The 16962-nt window shown below is 73.6% G+C and carries 13 protein-coding genes and 1 pseudogene; 5 read left to right on the top strand and 9 right to left on the bottom strand.

From position 1 onward, the window contains the following. The first annotated feature begins 3 nt into the window (after positions 1-3). From IE237_RS21765 to IE237_RS21755, 3 genes are all read left to right on the top strand, one after another. Positions 4-1515: a DUF8189 domain-containing protein gene (locus tag IE237_RS21765; RefSeq protein WP_189803741.1), complete on the top strand. Its 1512-nt coding sequence runs from the start codon at positions 4-6 to the stop codon at positions 1513-1515. A gap of 636 nt (positions 1516-2151) precedes the next feature. Beyond that, complete coding sequence (locus tag IE237_RS21760; protein ID WP_189803740.1) at positions 2152-2958, top strand: FHA domain-containing protein; 807 nt, start codon at positions 2152-2154, stop codon at positions 2956-2958. Then, a complete protein-coding gene (locus IE237_RS21755; RefSeq protein ID WP_189803739.1) occupies positions 2955-4436 on the top strand; it encodes a serine/threonine-protein kinase in 1482 nt (493 codons plus the stop codon). Before IE237_RS21760 ends, IE237_RS21755 begins: the two co-directional genes overlap by 4 nt. Before the next feature lie 50 nt (positions 4437-4486). On the opposite strand, the pseudogene IE237_RS21750 reads toward IE237_RS21755, so the two are convergent. Beyond that, positions 4487-5381: pseudogene (locus IE237_RS21750) on the bottom strand (IS5 family transposase). Between the two features lie 53 nt (positions 5382-5434). Then, positions 5435-6808, bottom strand: coding sequence for an erythromycin esterase family protein (locus IE237_RS21745; RefSeq protein ID WP_189803738.1), 1374 nt, complete (start codon positions 6806-6808; stop codon positions 5435-5437). A gap of 1064 nt (positions 6809-7872) precedes the next feature. On the opposite strand from IE237_RS21745, the gene IE237_RS21740 reads away from it, so the two are divergent. Continuing rightward, positions 7873-8730, top strand: a complete 858-nt coding sequence (locus IE237_RS21740) for an ABC transporter ATP-binding protein (protein WP_189803737.1) — start codon at positions 7873-7875, stop codon at positions 8728-8730. Continuing rightward, positions 8727-11252 carry an ABC transporter permease gene (locus IE237_RS21735; RefSeq protein ID WP_189803736.1) on the top strand — a complete coding sequence of 842 codons (2526 nt, stop codon included), beginning with the start codon at positions 8727-8729 and terminating at the stop codon, positions 11250-11252. Before IE237_RS21740 ends, IE237_RS21735 begins: the two co-directional genes overlap by 4 nt. Positions 11253-11482: 230 nt before the next feature. Here IE237_RS21735 and IE237_RS21730 read toward each other — a convergent pair whose 3' ends face one another. The 7 genes from IE237_RS21730 to IE237_RS21700 all read right to left on the bottom strand — a co-directional run bounded on the left by IE237_RS21730 (position 11483) and on the right by IE237_RS21700 (position 16962). Then, entirely contained in the window at positions 11483-13144 is a 1662-nt protein-coding gene (locus tag IE237_RS21730; protein ID WP_189803735.1) for a PLL family lectin, read from the bottom strand. 119 nt (positions 13145-13263) lie between these two features. Beyond that, positions 13264-13956, bottom strand: a complete 693-nt coding sequence (locus IE237_RS21725; RefSeq protein WP_189803734.1) for a DUF6230 family protein — start codon at positions 13954-13956, stop codon at positions 13264-13266. Beyond that, positions 13953-14609, bottom strand: a complete 657-nt coding sequence (locus IE237_RS21720) for a hypothetical protein (protein WP_229842812.1) — start codon at positions 14607-14609, stop codon at positions 13953-13955. The genes IE237_RS21725 and IE237_RS21720 overlap by 4 nt, the downstream gene beginning before the upstream one ends. Then, positions 14606-14992 carry a DUF6114 domain-containing protein gene (locus IE237_RS21715; RefSeq protein WP_189803733.1) on the bottom strand — a complete coding sequence of 129 codons (387 nt, stop codon included), beginning with the start codon at positions 14990-14992 and terminating at the stop codon, positions 14606-14608. The genes IE237_RS21720 and IE237_RS21715 overlap by 4 nt, the downstream gene beginning before the upstream one ends. Next, complete coding sequence (locus IE237_RS21710; RefSeq protein ID WP_229842811.1) at positions 14986-15738, bottom strand: DUF6230 family protein; 753 nt, start codon at positions 15736-15738, stop codon at positions 14986-14988. Before IE237_RS21710 ends, IE237_RS21715 begins: the two co-directional genes overlap by 7 nt. Next, entirely contained in the window at positions 15735-16190 is a 456-nt protein-coding gene (locus tag IE237_RS21705; protein ID WP_189803732.1) for a DUF6114 domain-containing protein, read from the bottom strand. The genes IE237_RS21710 and IE237_RS21705 overlap by 4 nt, the downstream gene beginning before the upstream one ends. 85 nt (positions 16191-16275) lie before the next feature. Continuing rightward, positions 16276-16962, bottom strand: coding sequence for a DUF6230 family protein (locus IE237_RS21700; protein WP_189803731.1), 687 nt, complete (start codon positions 16960-16962; stop codon positions 16276-16278).

Below are 16962 nucleotides of genomic sequence, written 5' to 3'. Positions count from 1 at the left end.
CCCGTGCTGCGCGGACTGTCCCGGCGCGCGCCGGCCCGGGTTCTCGCGGCCGCGGCGGCCCTGCTGCCGGCGCTGGCCGCCGCGACCCCGGCCACGGCCGGGACCACCGGCTCGGCCACCGCCTGCCCGAGCACCGGTTTCGTCAGCCAGCCGTTCCACCCCGGGCACAACGGCGTCGACATCGCCGCCCCCCTCGGCACCCCGATCCACGCCGTGGGCGACGGCGTGGTGACCATCTCCGGGTACGTCGGCGACTACGGCCAGTGGATCCGTGTCCGGCACCCGGACGGCCGGACCTCCGAGTACGGGCACATGTACCGGCGGGACGTGTCGGTCGGCGACCATGTCGTGGCCGGCCAGCAGATCGCCCTGATGGGCGCCGAGGGCAACGCCGACGGCCCCCACCTCCATCTGCGGATCTGGGGGGACGACTCCTTCTCGTACGGGATCGACCCCGAGGTCTATCTCGCGGAGGGCGGCATCACCCTGCCCTGCGTCCCCGGCAGCGGTCCGCGCCCCGTGCCCCTGGTGTACCCGGCCGAGTCGGGCCGGGTGGTGTCGGCGCGGTCGGCGGACGGGCGCCTGGAGCTGTTCGCCGCGGGCGCGGACGGCGTCCACCACGCCTGGCAGCGGGAGGCGAACCGCGACTGGTCGGAGTGGGAGCGGCTCGGCGGGCCCGTGAACGCCGAGCTGGCGATCGCCCCGAACGCGGACGGCCGCCTGGAGATGTTCGCCATCGACGGGAACACCTTCCGGCACCGCTACCAGCTCTCCCCGTCGGGCGCCTGGTCCGACTGGGAGGACTTCGGCGGCGGCGGCCGCGACATCGCGGCCGGGGTGAACGCCGACGGCCGCATCGAGGTCTTCGCCTCCGGCCCGGTCGGTGTGTTCCACCGGTACCAGCTGGCGCCGAACGGCGGCTGGTCGGCGTGGGAACCGACGGGTGGCGGGCCCGCCGACGGCCGCATCGAGATGGAGAAGTCGCCCGACGGCCGTCTGGAGGTGTTCGCCCTCGACGGCGGCACGTTCCAGCACCTGTACCAGACGGCCCCGAACGGCGGCTGGTCCGCATGGGAGGACTTCGGCGGCGGCGGTCACGACCTCACGGTCGACCACAACGCGGACGGCCGCATCGAGGTCTTCGCCTCCGGGCCGGTCGGCGTGTTCCACAAGTACCAGACGAGTCCCACCAGTTGGTCCGGGTGGGAGGGCACCGGCGGCCCCGCGGACTCCCGGCTCAGCAGCGAGCGCACGGCCGACGGCCGGGTCGAGGTCTTCGCCATGAACGGCGAGACGGCCATGCACACCTGGCAGACCGGGGTGAACGCGCCGTACGGCCCGTGGGAGACCTTCGGCGGCGGCGGCACCGAGGTCACCGCGGCCTCGAACGCCGACGGCCGGATCGAGGTCTTCGGCACCAGCCACGCCGGCACGTACCACATCTGGCAGACCGGCTTCTCGACCTGGTCCTCCTGGGTCTGGGTCAACAGCACCGCGGGACCCGGGATCGGCTGAGGGGAGACGGATGCCTCCGGTCAGCAGACGACGGAGGGTCCGGTCCGGAGCCGGGTCCAGGACCGGCCGAGCGGCGGGTGGCGGCCGTGGACGGCCTTCGGCGATCGCCCGGTCGCCCTCCTCGCGTCGGGCGGTCCCCCACTCTGAGTACCGACCGGACAGCGCTCCGTACGGATTGCGCCATGTCCGCGGAGCGCGCCGGCGGTCCGACCCCCTCACGAACCTCCCGGATCGGCCTTTACTCCCCCTCCCGGCGCCGTGACCTGTCCCACCTTGTGTGCGGCGGGCCGCCGGGCCCTCGCCCGGGGCGGGTCGCCTGACCCGGCGGACCGCGTTCCCGGCGCCGTGCGCGGTCGCCGGCCGGAGCGGCGCCGCAGAGCACCTGAAACAGCGTCAAATCACCGCCGGGACAAGGCGCTCGGGTGGTCCGGGTCACAGCGTGGGGAGGTGCCGCGGGAAGCTCCGACGGATGCCCCGGCCGGGCCCGGCGGAGGGTTCCGCGCGGCCGCGGAGTGCCGCTGCCGGCCGCTGGGGCCCGGACCTTCCGAAGTGGCCGAAGCACGCCGGTGAACTCTCCTGACTGGTGAGTATCGTTCCGCTCGTCCGACAACCGCGACGGGACGAAGAGGGGGAGCGGTGAGCGGCGTAGTCGTCCATCTGCCGCGGGGAAGCGGTGGCGCCGACGGCGGCGAACCGTGCGGCGACGCGGTGACGCTGCGGCTGGGCCCCGGCCAGGTCGCCCGCTTCGGACGGGGTTCCGCGAGGACTCCGGTCGAGCTCCGTCTCGCGGACCCGGCGATCTCCCGGCTCGCCGGGGAGATCCGCGCGACCGACGACCACTGGCAGCTGACGAACCACAGCTCCACCCACAGCTATCTGGTGGAGAACCCCGAGGGAGCGGGCGAGTACCTGAGGGTCCCGCCGCGGCGCGTCGGGGCGCCCGTGCCCTTCGAGTTCTCGCGCGTGGTGCTTCCCACGCGCGGTGATCTCACCGTCTCCTTCCAGGTGTTCGCGCCCGACCACGTCTATCTGGACCCGGACGCGACGGGCGCGCCCTGGGGCAGCCGTACGGTCACGGCGTACTCCCTGGACGAGTCGGCGACGTACTTCCTCGTGCTCGTCGCGCTCTGCGAGCCCCGTCTGCGCGACCAGTCCCGTGTGGCGGTCCCCACCACGCCGCAGATCGTGGAGCGGCTCGGGGGACACGTCCCCGGCGGCGCGCCGACCGCGCGGGCCGTCAGCTCGCACATCGACTACCTCGCCGAGGAGAAGCTGCGCATCGGTGTCCTGGACGACCGGGAACCGGGCAGGGGCGAGCGCCGCAACGGCAAGCGTGAGGAGATCGTCGGGCTCGCGCTGCGGTTCGGTCTGGTGCGGGAGGAGCACCTCGCGCTGCTGCCGTCCCCGGCGGGCGGCGGGCGGGAGCGGCAGAGGCCGCGATGACACCGCCGCGCGGGCCGGAGGACACCACGGAACACGACCGTACGGAGCTGCTCCCGCCCGGCCGTCGGGTCGGCGACTGGGTGGTCACGGAGCTGATCGGGGCCGGGGGCTGGTCCACGGTGTACGCGGCCCGTCCGGCTGAGGGACGGCGCGAAGGTGCCGGCGGGCCGGCGGGGCCGGCCGAGGTCGCGCTGAAGATCATGCCGACCGCCGGGCTCGCTCCGCGCCAGGCCCGCAGGATCGTGGAGTCCGCGCGCCGCGAGGTCGCACTCGGGCACGGGGCCGGACATCCCCGGCTGATCGGCCTCCGGGAGTCCTTCGTCCTCGCCGCGCCGGACCTGCCGGCCGTGGACGGCGCGATCGTGCTGGTCATGGAGCGGGCCGCCGGCAGTCTGCGCGAACTCCTGGACGCGGGGGTGTCCGGGGCCGAGCGCGGCCGTCTGATCGAGGGGATCTGCGAGGGGCTGGCCCATCTCCACCGCTCGGGCTGGGTGCACGCCGACCTGAAGCCGGAGAACGTCCTGCTGGGCAGGGACGGTTCGGTGAAGCTCTCGGACTTCGGCCTGGCCACGGAGCTGACGGGGACGCACGGGTACGTGCCTCCGATGGGGACCCTGGACTACCTCCCGCCCGAGCGCTGGCGGGCGCCCCTCGGGGAGCTCGGCGTGCAGGTCCGGCCGAGCGCCGACATCTGGGCGCTCGGGATCGTGATCCACGAGGTGTTCGCCTCGGGTACCTCGCCGTTCCCCGGTGCCACACCGGTGGCGCGGGGGGCCGCCGTGCAGGAGTACGGCGAGGGGCGCGCGCCGCTGCGCATGGACCTCGCGGTCCCGCCGTTCTGGCGGGCGCTGGCGGCCGACTGTCTGGCCCCGACGCACGCGGCGCGCGCCCCGCACACGGCGGAGAGCCTCCTCGCCCGCATCGCCGCCGGGGAGGCCACGCGCGACAGGGGGACGGAGGGCGCTGGGCCGCACGACACGGAGGGCGCTGGGCCGCCCGGCACGGAGGCCCGCGTACCGGGACCGCGCGACACCGGGGCCGGGCGGCGGGGACGGGCCCGGGCCGCCGTCCTCGCCGCCGTGCTCTGCGGGACCGTCGGCGCGGTCCTGGGCTCGGACGCGGTCCGGGACGGCGTCTCGGCCTCGCCGGGCGGCACCGTCAAGGTCTTCAACGCGGAGCGCGGCTGCCAGGACCGGGCCGACAGGGACCGGCAGTGCAGTCTGGGCCTGGCGATCGATCCCCTCAGGCCGTACGCCGCCGGCAACGTCGTGCCGACCCGGGTGTGGCACGGCGACGTCCTCACCGCCGACTGCCGGCTGCCCGACGGACAGCCCGTCATCGACGAGGAGGACCTGCGGTCCACCCTCTGGTTCCGCGTCCGCCTGCCGCGGGGCTCCGCGTACCCCGCGGCCTGGCTCCCCGCCGTCCGCACGAAGGACCGCCCGACGCTGCCGGGGTGCCCCGTCCCCGGAGGGTGAGCCGGCCGTCGGCGTCCCGGGTGCGCCGGGACTAGGACTTGTCCGGGCGATCACGTGCGAAGCCAGATGACGAGGGCTGCCGCAGTGACGGTGCCGAGGTAGACGTACCCGCGCTTGTCGTAACGGGTCGCGACCGCACGGGAGTTCTTCAGCTTGTTGATGGCCCTCTCGACGGTGTTGCGTTTCTTGTACCGGTCCTCGTCGAAGCCTGGTGGCCGACCGCCGCGTGATCCCTTGCGCAGGCGGGCGGCCTGGCTGTCAGTCTTCTCCGGAATCGTGTGCCGGATGCCGCGTCTGCGCAGAAAGTCGCGGCATGGGCCGTTGCTGTATGCCCTATCGGCGGCCAGGCTGTCGGGTTTCTTGCGGGGCTTGCCTCGGCCGATCCGCGGGACTCGGATCTTCTCCAGTACGGTCATGAACTGGGTGCAGTCCGCCCTCTGCCCTGGTGTGACGATCAGGGACAACGGGCGGCAGCAGCCGTCCGCGCGCAGGTGGATCTTGCTGGTGACCCCGCCCCGCGAGCGGCCCAGGCCCTCACCTCCAGCACCACCTCCACCAGCCGGGCGACAAGGCTCTGCCACAGCGTCTCGTCCTGGTGTTCCCCTGGCCCATCCCCCTTCGAGGAAAGGGCTGGTGGCGGATTGGTGCGAGCGCCGGCCGCGTGCTGGTGGGCGCGCACGATGGTGGAGTCGACCGAGATGTCCCAGTCGACCTCACCGGCCGCGTCCGCTTCAGCCTGGACCTGCCGAAGCAGGCGCTCCCAGGTCCCGTCGGCCGACCACAGCCGGTGGCGTTCGTAGACCACTGCACGCCGGTCCGCACCCGGTGCAGTATCCCGTCGATCACCTGCCTACGGTCCCGCCACCGGCCACAACGCCTGTTGCTGACCGGCAGGAACGGCCTCAACCGTTCCCACTCGACGTCTGTCAGATCACCCCGCCCCACGCTCGAACCAACGAGCGAGTGGAGCGATAGTCACATGATCGGGCGGGCGAGTCCTAGTTGAGCATGTGGGCGGCCTGGACCTGATGGAGGTGGATGAGGACGTCGTGGGTCTGGGTGAGGCGGATCTGGGGGGCGTCGGCGATGCCGGGGTAGGTGGCGCCGATGTTCTTGATGGTGTGGGGCTCGGCGAGCCAGGCGCGGGCCGCGGTGGGGGCGGTGCGCAGGTCGACGACGTAGTCGCGGTGGCGGACCTTGTCGAGGGTGTGTTCGGCGGTGCCGGGTGCGGCGGGTGCGGCGGTGAAGCGCTGCGGGGCGCCGTCGTGGTTGAAGGCGTTGAACGTGCCCTGGTTGAAGGTGAGGCCCACGCTCAGGTAGCCGGTGCCCAGTTGCTCGCGCAGGAACTCGCCCTGGACGCGGGGGTGGCTGGCGGGGGCGTAGGTCTTGAGGGCGGTGTGGCTGTTGTGGGCGGAGATCATGATCTTGCTGCCGGTGCGCTGCTGCCACCAGGCGATGTTGTCTGCCATGACGCGGTCGCGGTAGAGCATGGCGCCGGGGATGTTCCGGGGGTCGTCCCAGTCGAAGGCGTAGAGGGTGGTCATCTGGTGAATCGCGCTGGCGTGCTGCACGGCCCAGGCATGGGCGTCGGGGTCGGCACCGGGGTGCTGCTTGAGCAGGTCCACCGCACGGCCGGTCCGCTCGGCGATCGCCTTGCGCTCGGCGAGCGGCTTCGCGAAGTAGTCGTTGACGTAGGTCTCGGCGCTGATGGTGGGCCGCAGTCCTTGGTACAGCTCGGTGATCTGCGCGGCGAGTTCGGGGCTGGACGCGGCCGCGAACGTGTTCACCTTGTCGTACAGCTGCGGGCCGGCGAAGCCGTTGTCGTCGCCGACGAAGCGGACGGGGTCACCGGGGTGCTGGATGTTGTAGGAGCGCGCCCACTGGAGCAGGTCGCGGTACTCGGCGTTGTTCCACCAGCGGTAGGTGCCCTGGAACTCCTCGTCCATAATCTGCTTCAGGTCGCCCTCGCCCCGGGTGAGGTAGGCGTCGATCCGCAGTCCGCTGCTCCAGGCGGCTTCGAGGGCGAAGGTGCGGAAGCCCTTCTCCTCGACCAGGTACCGCAGCATCCGGTGCTTGAGGGTGACGAACTCGTGCGAGCTGTGGGTGGCCTCGCCCACGCCCACCACGGTGGCGTCGCCGACCATCGTGCCGAACGGGCGCAGGTCGGCGACGTTGCCCCGGGGTTCGGTGGTGCGCAGCGGGTGTGCCACCCGGTCGAGGGCGGCTTCGGGAGAGCGGAACGCGACGGCGTCGGGTGAGGCCGACGCCGCGGACGCGGCGGGTGGAGCGGCGGCGGAGGCGGCCGGAGCGACAGCCAAGGTGGCACCGAGCGGGACAAGCAGAGCGGCGAGCAGGAACTTGCGTGTGATCATGGCCCCAACCCTCGCCGCCCGGGAGATCCTCGCACCATCCGCTGCACCCCCCGATCGGCCCGGGGGTTTGCCCCACCCGCCGACGGGCGGGGTGGTAGGACCCCGCTCCTGGTCGTGAACGGGCGTTAAGCAGGTCGCTCGGCTGGAGTCGAGCGGCTATCGGCGACTGGTGGTCGGCCCCCGTCGGCCGCCGTATCCGGCTGGCTTCTCCCTGAAGTCACCCGGAGCTCCGCAATCGCCTGTCTCTGAGAGGTACCGCGGTTTGGGGAACGGCGGCAGAGTCGGCCCTGGCGCACAGCCCGGAGGCCGGGTGTTACTGCGCTCGCGCTGCGGCGCTGGCCTCACGGCGGCCTTCCCCGGGATCGAGCAGGCGGCTCGGGACCAGTGCCAGCGGGAACGGGGCTGGACTGCGAGCCGGTGGTGGGAGAAGAGGGATGGGCGGTGTTCGAGCGGCTCCGGGACCGCGCGGCCGTACACGGCGCAGAAGGGCCCTTGGTGCAGCGGCCTGCAAGGGCGGCCCGGCCGGTAGGCCGCCTTCATCCGCCAGTGGTTCGTCGAGACGCCGATGCAGCGTGCCTGGTCGGTCGTCAGCTTTTCGCTGCGGTGGCCGCCTCATGGACCGGCCGGGCCGTCCTCGGCCGCCATGGTCGGACGGTGGGCGTGGCCGGTGTTCGGGCCGGGCGCGTTCAAGAGGACCGGGTTCTCAGCTGTCGCCGCCGGCGCACTGGGCCCGGCTGCCGACCTGCTGCGCCTCCTTCTTTGCCCTGCACCAGCCTGCGTCAGAAGGCTCTTTGCGGGTCGTGCAGCGGTCGGCAGCCGCTTCGCCACCACGTTCGCGGCGAAGCGGACGCCGACCGCGACCGTCGGCAGCCGTGGACGGTCCGGCTTCGCGTACCCGTCCTCGCCAAGCGCCGGACCTCCCACCTGCGGTTTCCCGCCGCCGGGGAGTGGGGGGATAACCCCACCTCCGTTCCGCCGGTGGCCTGCATGGTCCGCGCGGCCCGTGCTTCCTAGGTTTGAGGACGTTGACAACGAGCGCCGCAGAACCGAAGGAAGACCCCTGCATGGCACGCCACCGAGACCACAGGACTGACGGGCCCGGAACGGCCCCGTACACCGCAGCCTCGTTCACCGCGCACCCGTACGGCTCGGCCCCGCGCCTCGGGGCCCCGTCCGCGGAGCCCGCGATCGAACTTCGGGGTGTGCGCCGGATTTACGGAAGCGGCGCGGCGACGGTGCACGCACTGCGCGGGATCGACCTGGCGCTCGCCCGCGGCAGCTTCACCGCCGTCATGGGCCCCTCCGGCTCCGGCAAGTCCACCTTCCTGCAGTGCGCGGCGGGCCTGGACCGCCCGGACGAGGGACAGGTCCGGCTCGGCGGCGAGGACATCACCACACTGAGCGAGGACCGGCTCACCAAGCTGCGCCGCTCCCGCATCGGCTTCGTCTTCCAGTCCTTCAACCTGCTGCCCTCGCTGAGCGTCGAGCAGAACGTGCTGCTCCCGCAGCGCCTCGCTGGGAAGCGCCAGGACCGGGCCAGGGCGCGGGAACTGCTCACGCGGGTGGGCCTGGGCGAGCACGCGTCGCGCCGCCCGGGACAGCTGTCCGGCGGCCAGCAGCAGCGGGTGGCGATCGCCCGCGCGCTGATCACTCACCCGGACGTGGTGTTCGCCGACGAGCCGACCGGCGCGCTGGACACCACCACCGCGCACGAGGTACTGGGCCTGCTGCGGCAGGCCGTGGACTCGCTCGGCGCGACCGTGGTCATGGTGACCCACGACCCGGTGGCCGCCTCCTTCGCCGACCGGGTGCTGTTCCTGGCCGGCGGCGCGATCGCGGACGACCTGCCGTACCCGACCCCGCAGACCGTCGCGGACCGGATGATCGCGCTGACCGCCCACCCGGTGGGAGCGGCGGCATGACGAACGGACTCGCCCGCGCCTCGGTGCGCTTCCGGCCCGGGTCCTTCGTGGGAACCCTGGTCGCCCTGCTGCTGGGCGCCGCCGTGGTGGTGGCCTGCGGCACGCTGCTGCAGACCGGCCTGACCGCGAGTCTGAAGCCCGAACGGTACGCCGCCGCCCCCGTGGTGGTCACAGCCGACCAGGCGGTCAAGATTGAGCGCAAGACCGGTGGGGAGACCGAAACCCAGGAGCAGGCCACCCCGGAACGGGCCCGCACGGACGCCGCGCTGGTCGGCCGGCTGACCGCCCTGCCCGCGGTCGCGGCGGCCCGCCCCGACACGGCCTTCCCGCTGCCCGCCGGGGAGAGGACACCGGCCATGACCGGCCGGGGCTTCGCCGCACTCGGGATCGCCGGACCCGGCGACAAGCTGGTCGAGGGCCGCGCACCCGGCGCGAACGAGATAGTGCTGGACACCGACACGGCGCGTGCCGCCGATCTCGCACCCGGCGCGAGCCTCGCGCTCACCGCGCCCGGCGGCACCGCGCACTACCGGATCTCCGGTCTGGCCGCCGCCCAGCGGAGCGGCCCCACCGCCTGGTTCGCCGACAACACCGCCGACCGCCTCTCCGGCCACCCCGGCCGCATCGACGCCATCGCGGTACAGCCCCGCGAAGGCGTTCCCACCACCGAACTGGCGGCCCAGGTCCGCCGGGCCCTCGGCGGCGACGCCAGGACCTTCACCGGGGACGGCCGGGGCACCGTCGAACGCCCCGCCCTCAGCAGTGCCCGCAGCATGCTGACGGCCCTCGGCGGCACCTTCGGCGGCTACGCCACCATGACCGCCGTGTTCGTGGTGATGAGCACCATCGCCCTCGCCACGGGCCAGCGCGCCCGCGAATTCGCGCTGCTGCGCGCCATCGGCGCCACCCCACGCCAGATCCGCCGCACCATCGCCACCGAGGCGATGCTGGTAGCGCCCCTCGCCGCCGCGCTCGGCATCCTGCCCGGACTGGCCCTCGCCCGCTGGTGGTTCGGCCAGCTGGCCGACCGCGGCGCCGTACCCGCAGACGTCCGTCTCGACATCGGCCCGCTGCCGATGCTCGCCGCCGTGCTCCTGTGCACCCTCGCCGCGCTGACCGCCGGCTTCCAGGCCGCCCGCCGCCCCTCCCGGATGCGGGCCGCCCAGGCACTCGGCGACGCCGCCGTCGAAGCACCCCGCCCCGGCAAGGTGCGCACCGTCCTCGGCGTGCTCTTCGCCGCCGGCGGCTGCACGGCCGCCGTCGTTGCCAACGCCCTGGACGGCGAGAAAGCCGCCCAGACCGCACTCGGCGTGGTTATGTGCTTCATGGTGACCGTCGCCCTGCTCGGTCCCCGGCTCGCCGCAGCAGCCGCCGCGCTGCTCGGCGCCCCGCTGCGGGCCGGCGGCGCGCCCGGCTCGCTCGCCGCCGACAACGCCCGCGCCAACGCCCGCAGACTGGCCTCCGCGATCACCCCCATCGTTTTGGTCACCGCCTTCTGCGGCACCCTGCTGATCCTCCAGAGCACCGTGCGCCACACCACCGGCGAGAACGTCAAGGCCGGCGTCACCGCCGACCACGTGATCACCACCACCGGCCCCGGCCTGCCCGCCGCAACCGCGGAGACGGCCGCCCGGGTGCCCGGTGTGGACACCGCCATCGGCCTGCTGCGCACCGGCGTGGTCTACGAGAGCGGCGACATGCTGAGCTCCGCCCCCGCCCTCGGCGTGGGCGGCGACCCGGCCCGGCTGCCGAAGGTGCTCGACCTCGACGTGCGCACAGGTGCCCTCGCCGACCTCGGCCGCGCCCCTGACACGATCGCGCTGAGCACAACCCTGTCCGGCGCACTCGGCGCGAAGGTCGGCGACCGGGTGCCGCTGTGGCTCGGCGACGGCACCGCGGTCCGGCCCGCGGTGGTCGCGGTGTACGAGCGAGGGCTAGGCGTCGGCCAGGCGCTGCTGCCCCGGGCCGCGGTCGCCTCGCACGTCACCGCCGCCTACGACAGCCAGGTGCTGGTCGCCGCCGCGCCGGGCGCCGACCGCCCGGCCCTGGCCGCCGGCCTGGGCGCGCTGCCCGGGACGGCCGTGACCGACCGGGCCGGGTTCGTCGCCCAGGCGGACAAGGACCTGGAACTCAGCGGCTGGGCCAACACCGTGATGGCGGCCGTGCTCGGCGGGTTCGCCGCCGTCAGCGCCGCCAACACCCTGGTCATGACGGTGATCGACCGGCGCCGCGAGGTTGCGCTGCTGCGGCTGGCCGGCACCACCCGGCGCCAGGTGCGCCACATGATGCGCTGGGAGGCGCTGCTGGTGGCCGTGACCGGGCTCGCGGTCGGCGCGTCGATCGCCGGGCTCACGCTGGTACCCGTCACCCGGGGCGTGACCGGCTCCGCCCCCCACGTGCCGCCGATGCTCGCCCTGCCACTGGCCGTCGGCACCGTGCTGCTCTGCCTCGGCTCGACGGGCCTGCCGGTGCGCGCACTGCTGCGGACCCGGCCGGCAACGCTGGGAACGGCACGCCAGTAGCAGAGTGCGGAAGTCGGCGGAGGGGCCTACCCGGGGGACACCCCGGGTAGGCCCCTCCGACGTCCGCGTTCACCTGCCGGACCCGCCGCATGATCACCTCCTCCCGGCCACCCGAGAGGCGCACCCCGGCGTCCCGCCACCGCCATCTCAGCGGGCGCCTCCGGCTCCCCGCCCCATGCCCGGACCAACGAGCACGGCGGGTGATAGTCACATGATCGACCGGACAAGTCCTAGTCGATCGCGGGCCCCGAATCGCTCAGCCAGCCCCATTCCGCCCAGGTGGTGAAGCCGGTCTGCCACCGGTGGTAGACCCCGGCGTGGCTGGTGCCGAACACCTCGATGCGGCCGTCGGCGTTGTTGCTCGCGCCGATCTCGGTGCCACCGCCGCCGAAGGTCTCCCACGCGGAGTAGGCGGCGTTCGGGCCGGTCTGCCAGGCGTGACTCGCGGTGGCGGAGTTGATCGCGAACACCTCGACCCTGCCGTCGACCGAGCGCGCGGTGGTCAGTTCGGCGTCGGGGATCCCGCCGGTGCCCGTCCACGCCGACCAGGAGGTCGGGCTCGTCTGCCAGCGGTGGAAGACACCGGTGGCGTTGGAGGCGAAGACCTCCAGGCGGCCGTCCTGGTTGTGGCTGACGGCGACGTCGTGCCCGCCGCCGCCGAAGTCCTCCCACGCGGACCAGCCTCCGCTGACCGCGGTCTGGTAGAGGTGCCGGAACGTCGTGTCCGACAGGGCGAAGACCTCCAGGCGCCCGTCGGGCGCGTTCTCCATGGCCAGTCGCGCGTCGGCCGGACCGCCGCCCGTTCCCTCCCAGCCGGCCCAGCCGCCGCTGGGTGCCGTCTGCCAGCGGTGGAACACGCCGTCGGCGTTGGAGGCGAAGACTTCGATGCGGCCGTCGGCGTTGGTGCCGGCGGCCAGCCGGTATCCGCCGGTGCCGAAGTTCGCCCAGCCGGACCACCCGGCACCGGGCCCGGTCTGCCACATGTGGTCGAAGGTGCCGGCCGACAGCGCGAACAGTTCGAGCCGGCCGTCCGCGTTGGCCGCCACCGCCAGCTGCGCGTTGCGCGGTCCGCCCTCGAACCGCCACGGCGACCAGCCGCCGTTCACCGCGGTCTGCCAGGCGTGGTAGACACCGTCGGCGCCGGCGGCGAAGGCCTCCAGGCGCCCGTCGACGGACCGCCCGGACACCACACGGCCCGAGCCGGAGGGGTGCTCGGGGCCGATGGTCATGCCGGACCAGAGGGCGTTGGCGATGAGCGTCGCGTCGCCCGCCTCGACTCCGTACAGGTACCGCAGGTCCTCCCGGGGACGCTGGACGTGCCAGCACACCTCGCCGATCGCCTCGTCGTTCCACGAGCCGCCCGGGTACTGGCGTTCCACCTCGTCGAAGAAGGCGTTGGCGGCGTACACCGGGTCGAGACGCTGCTCCCGGCTGCCCCACCAGTCCTGCTGCTGGAACAGCCCGAGGCTGGTGTAGTCGACGGCCTGGGAGTAGTTGTTCATGCTGCTCTCCACGATGATCGTGGCGATGGCGATCGCCGCGGCCCTCGGGTTGAGCCCGCGGTCCTTGACCGCCTGCGTCACCCTCCGCGCGCAGGACATCTTGTACGCGTCGAGATAGCCGGCCATCTTCGCGTTCAGCTGCGGGTTGAGCTGGTCGGCCAGGAGGCCGTCGGTGGCCGACGGTCCGGCCGGGTCGCAGGGCACGGTCGGGATGGCGAAGCCCTCCGGGCCGCCGAAGTACCGGGAGACGCCGTGCCGGTCCTTGCCCGGGCCCGGCTCGGGGACGGGCCGGGCCGTGGCGGCCGGGGTGATCGCCCCGACGGCCAGCGCCCCGGCACCGGCGACGACGGCCACTCGGGTGAGCACACGGCGTAACAAGTCTCTTGGCATCAGGGGCCTTTCTGTCGGGGGGGTGCGCCAACGCCGTCGCCACGGTAGGGGCGGGGGCACCGGGGACGACATCCGGAACGATCCGGAGTGACAGCGCGGTCGGGCGCGGGGCGGCACGGTCAGGGCGTGCCGGGCGTCCCCGTGGGCGCCGCGGGGGCGGGGCAGGCGACCGTGCCGGGCCGTACGGAGAGCGAGAGCTCGGGCGTCGTGAGGAGGCCCGGGATCTGGAAGTCCTGGGCGGTGCCGGTGATCCGGTCGAACTTGGCGTAGCGCGCCTGGATGCCGAAGCGGTGCTGCGGGCTGCCGAGCGGGTTGACGACGTACGCGCCGGTGGCGTCCTTGACGGTCCTCACGTCGGCGCCGTTGGTGTTGAGGTCGACGATGCCGTCCATGTCGAGTACGCCGGTGGCTCCGCGCAGGTCGAGGACGGTGTTCTTCGTCCTGATCTCCCAGGAGCCCGGGTCGTCGTCGCCGAGGGTGAGCAGCAGGGTGTACGTGGCTCCGGCGATCTGCTGCCGTCGGCTCAGGCAGAGGCCGTTGATGACGCCGTCCGCGAAGCCCATGCGGAGCACGCGTTCGCTGCCGGTGGAGCCGTCGGGCCGGACGACGGGCTGGTCGACGACGGCGGCGCCGTACTGCGTCCCGTACAGGCTGCTGGTGGTGAAGTCGACGGGCCGGTCCTGGATGCGGAGGCCGACGGCCAGCGCTCCGGTCGCCATGGCGGAGCCGAGGCCGCCGGCGGCGAGGAGCGCGGGCAGGGCGACGGCGAGGGACCGGCGCCAGTGGGTGCGTCCTTCCCCGGGGGTCCTCATGGTGTGGTCACCGTGATGGTTCCGGGGAGGTGGACGGGGTTGTCGGTGGAGTCGAGGGCCGCGTGGTCGTCGACCGTCCGGATCGCGTAGATGTCGCCGGTGAAGTCCTCGGCTCCCGCGGTGAGCGGGATGAGCGAGCCGAAGAAGTCGAGCAGTCCCTGCACTCCGCAGATCTTGACGAGGACGCGGACGCAGACGTTGGTGATGTTCCCCCACATCGTCGTCGTCTCGGCCTTGCCGGCGCTGTCGTAGCCGCCGAGCGAGCCTTCTCCGGGCACGTCGATGGTGACGGTGTGTCCGGCCGCCCGCTGGACGACGTTCATGTGCGAGCGGATCTTGAGTTTGGTGAAGGTGTACTGGGTGGTGGTGCGCGTCGAGCCGTCGGAGAGCCGGATGGTGACGTTCTTCTGGACCGTCATGGAGACGGCGACCATGCTGCCGATGGTGACGTGCAGCGGGTCCGGGGAAGGCAGGAAGGGCACGCCGAGCGGCTCGACCGTGGCGGCCCCGCCCGAGGCGCTGCTCGGCTGTCCCGACCAGACGGCCGTGCCGACGGCGAGCGCCAGGGCCGCCGTCACGGCGAGGGCGCGCCGGCCGGCCGGGGTGCGCCGTGTGACGGGCGCGGTCCGCGCCCCGCACGGCCGGGCCCTCACCCTTCCACCGCCCGGCCGCGCGGGCGTTTGACACCCCAGCCGACCATCATGGAGCCGCCGAGGACGCCGAGCGCCATGCCGAGCAGGAAGCCGCCCAGGTTGGAGACGACGAGGGAGACGACGGCGAGGACCGCGCCGATGAGCCCGAAGGTGTACCGCTGGGCGGGCAGCGCGAGCGGGATGAGGCCGCAGAGGATCATGCCGCCGCCGACGAGGTAGCCGGCCACTCCCCCGAAGCCCGTGCTCACGATCAACTGCAGGGAACTGAGGGAGAACTTGAGGACGGTCCAGCCGCCGGCGACCAGCCACACCCCGCCCCAGAACGGCCGGGTGCGGCGGAACGCGCGGAACCAGGCGTGCGCCGCCCGCGCCCGGCTCAGCATGTCGTCGCCGTTCCCGCGACGACCCTGATCTTCAGGTCGGGCAGGACGAGCGCCCCGGCCATCTCGGCGTCGTAGGCGGTGGCGTTCAGTCCGTGCAGCGTGATGGAGCTGCCGCCCTCGCCGCCCGCCGAGCCGAGTCCGAAGCCGCCGGGCAGGGCGCCGGTGAGGGGTTTGCCGGCGACGGTGACCTGGTCGGCGGACTGGCCGAGCACGGCGTTCTGGAGGGTGGTGGGTCCGTACGCCTGGAGTTCGGTGGCCTGGATGTAGAGGTTCGAGGCGTCGATGTCGGTGGTGAAGGCGGTGGGCGGGCTCGCCGTCACCTTCTGGCCGCCCGTCAGGAGCAGCGAGTACGGGACTCCGGCGATCGTCTGGTGGACGATGCCGCAGAGTCCGGCGAGGCCGGCGCTGGCGAAGCCGACGCGCGCCATCGCGGTACTGGTGGTGGTGGTGCCGTCGGGGCGCCCGACGGCGGGGGTGTTGACGATGGCGCCGAAGCCGCTGCCCTCGACCCCGTTGGAGGTCAGCGTGAAGGGCTGCCCGGTGACGCTGAAGTTGGCGGCGAGCGCGCCCTGCGCGAGGGCGGTGCCGAGGGCGCCGACGGCGAGGACCGAGGGGACGAGGGCGAGTGCGCCGCGGCCCCAGCGGGTGCCGCGGCGGGTGCCGTCGGCGGCCTGGGCGAGCATCCGGGCGTTCCAGTCGGCGGCGGCGCTGAGGCCCGCCCGGGCTCCGGAGGTGAGGGGGTTCACGCGGTTCCGCTCCCTTCGGCGGCCGGAGCCGTACGGGAGAGGCGGCCGCGGCGGCGGGCGGGCTTCTCCGGCAGCCAGGCGAAGGCCATGGAGCCGCCGAGGACGGAGAGGAACATGCCGATGAAGAGGCCGCCGAGGTTGGAGAGCGGGAAGGAGGCGACGCCCGCGATCACCGCGATGACACCGGCGGTGTGGCGCTGTCCGGGCAGCAGCAGGACGAGCAGGGCCATCGCCATCAGGACGACACCGCCGGCCATGCCGGCGATGCCTCCGACGCCGACCTGGAGGATCCTGCCGAGCGGCGCCATCGGCAGGAAGAAGATGACGAAGCCGCCGAGTCCGGTCCAGAGGGCCGCCCAGAACGGCCGGGTGCGGCGCCAGCGGCGGAAGGCGCGGCGCGCACGGCCCCGGGCGGGCCCTTCGGTCGGCTCGGGCGGCGGATCGGTGGTCATGGGGGCCTCGCAGCGGTGGGTGGGGTGGGGAGGGCCGGGGCCCCGCGCCGTACGGGAGGCGCGGAGCCCCGGGGTGGTGCGTGGGTCAGGCGCCGCAGGTCTTGTCGCCGTGGGCGATGCCGATCGCGAGGTCCGGCAGGGTGATCGCGCCGGCGATCGTGGCGCCGTTGGCGTCGGCGTTGAGGTTCTTGATGTCGGTCCGGCCGCCGGTGGCGTCGAGGCCGAACTGGCCGGGGGTGCCGTCGTTGATGCCGGTGCCCTTGATCCCGGCGCCGTCGGCGGCCGCGCCGATGACGTTCGGGGTGGTGTCGCTCGCGTTGAGCGTCGCCGTGGCCGCCTTGAGCGCCTGGGCGTCGAGCACGAGCTTGTTCGCCTGGAGCCCGGCACCGGCGACGAGCTGGTCGCTGGTGAGCGGGGTCGCGGCGGCGGGCGAGGAGATGTTGAGGGACCAGGTGCCGAGGCTGCCGATGACCGGGAGGTTCACCGACTGGACGGCGTGGACGCAGATGCCGTCGAGGCCCGCCTTGGCGATGCCGACCTCGGCGGCGCCCTTGGCCCCGCCGGCGTCGATCGTGTGCATGACCGCGCCGATGCCCTGCGGGGCGGCGACCGTCTTGGAGCTGAGGGTGAAGGGGACGCTCGTGAGCGAGAGGTTCGCGGCGAGCGCGCCCTGCACCATGGCCGTGGCCATGGCGGCGATGGCTGCCGTCGCGGGCACGGCGAGGAACGCCGATCTGCGCCAGCGGGTGACGCCCCGGGTCTCGTGCTGCAT

Source organism: Streptomyces tanashiensis (assembly GCF_014648895.1).
Lineage (GTDB): Bacteria > Actinomycetota > Actinomycetes > Streptomycetales > Streptomycetaceae > Streptomyces > Streptomyces tanashiensis.
Note: the sequence above shows the minus strand (reverse complement) of the source record. Positions and strands in the feature narration are given on the sequence as shown.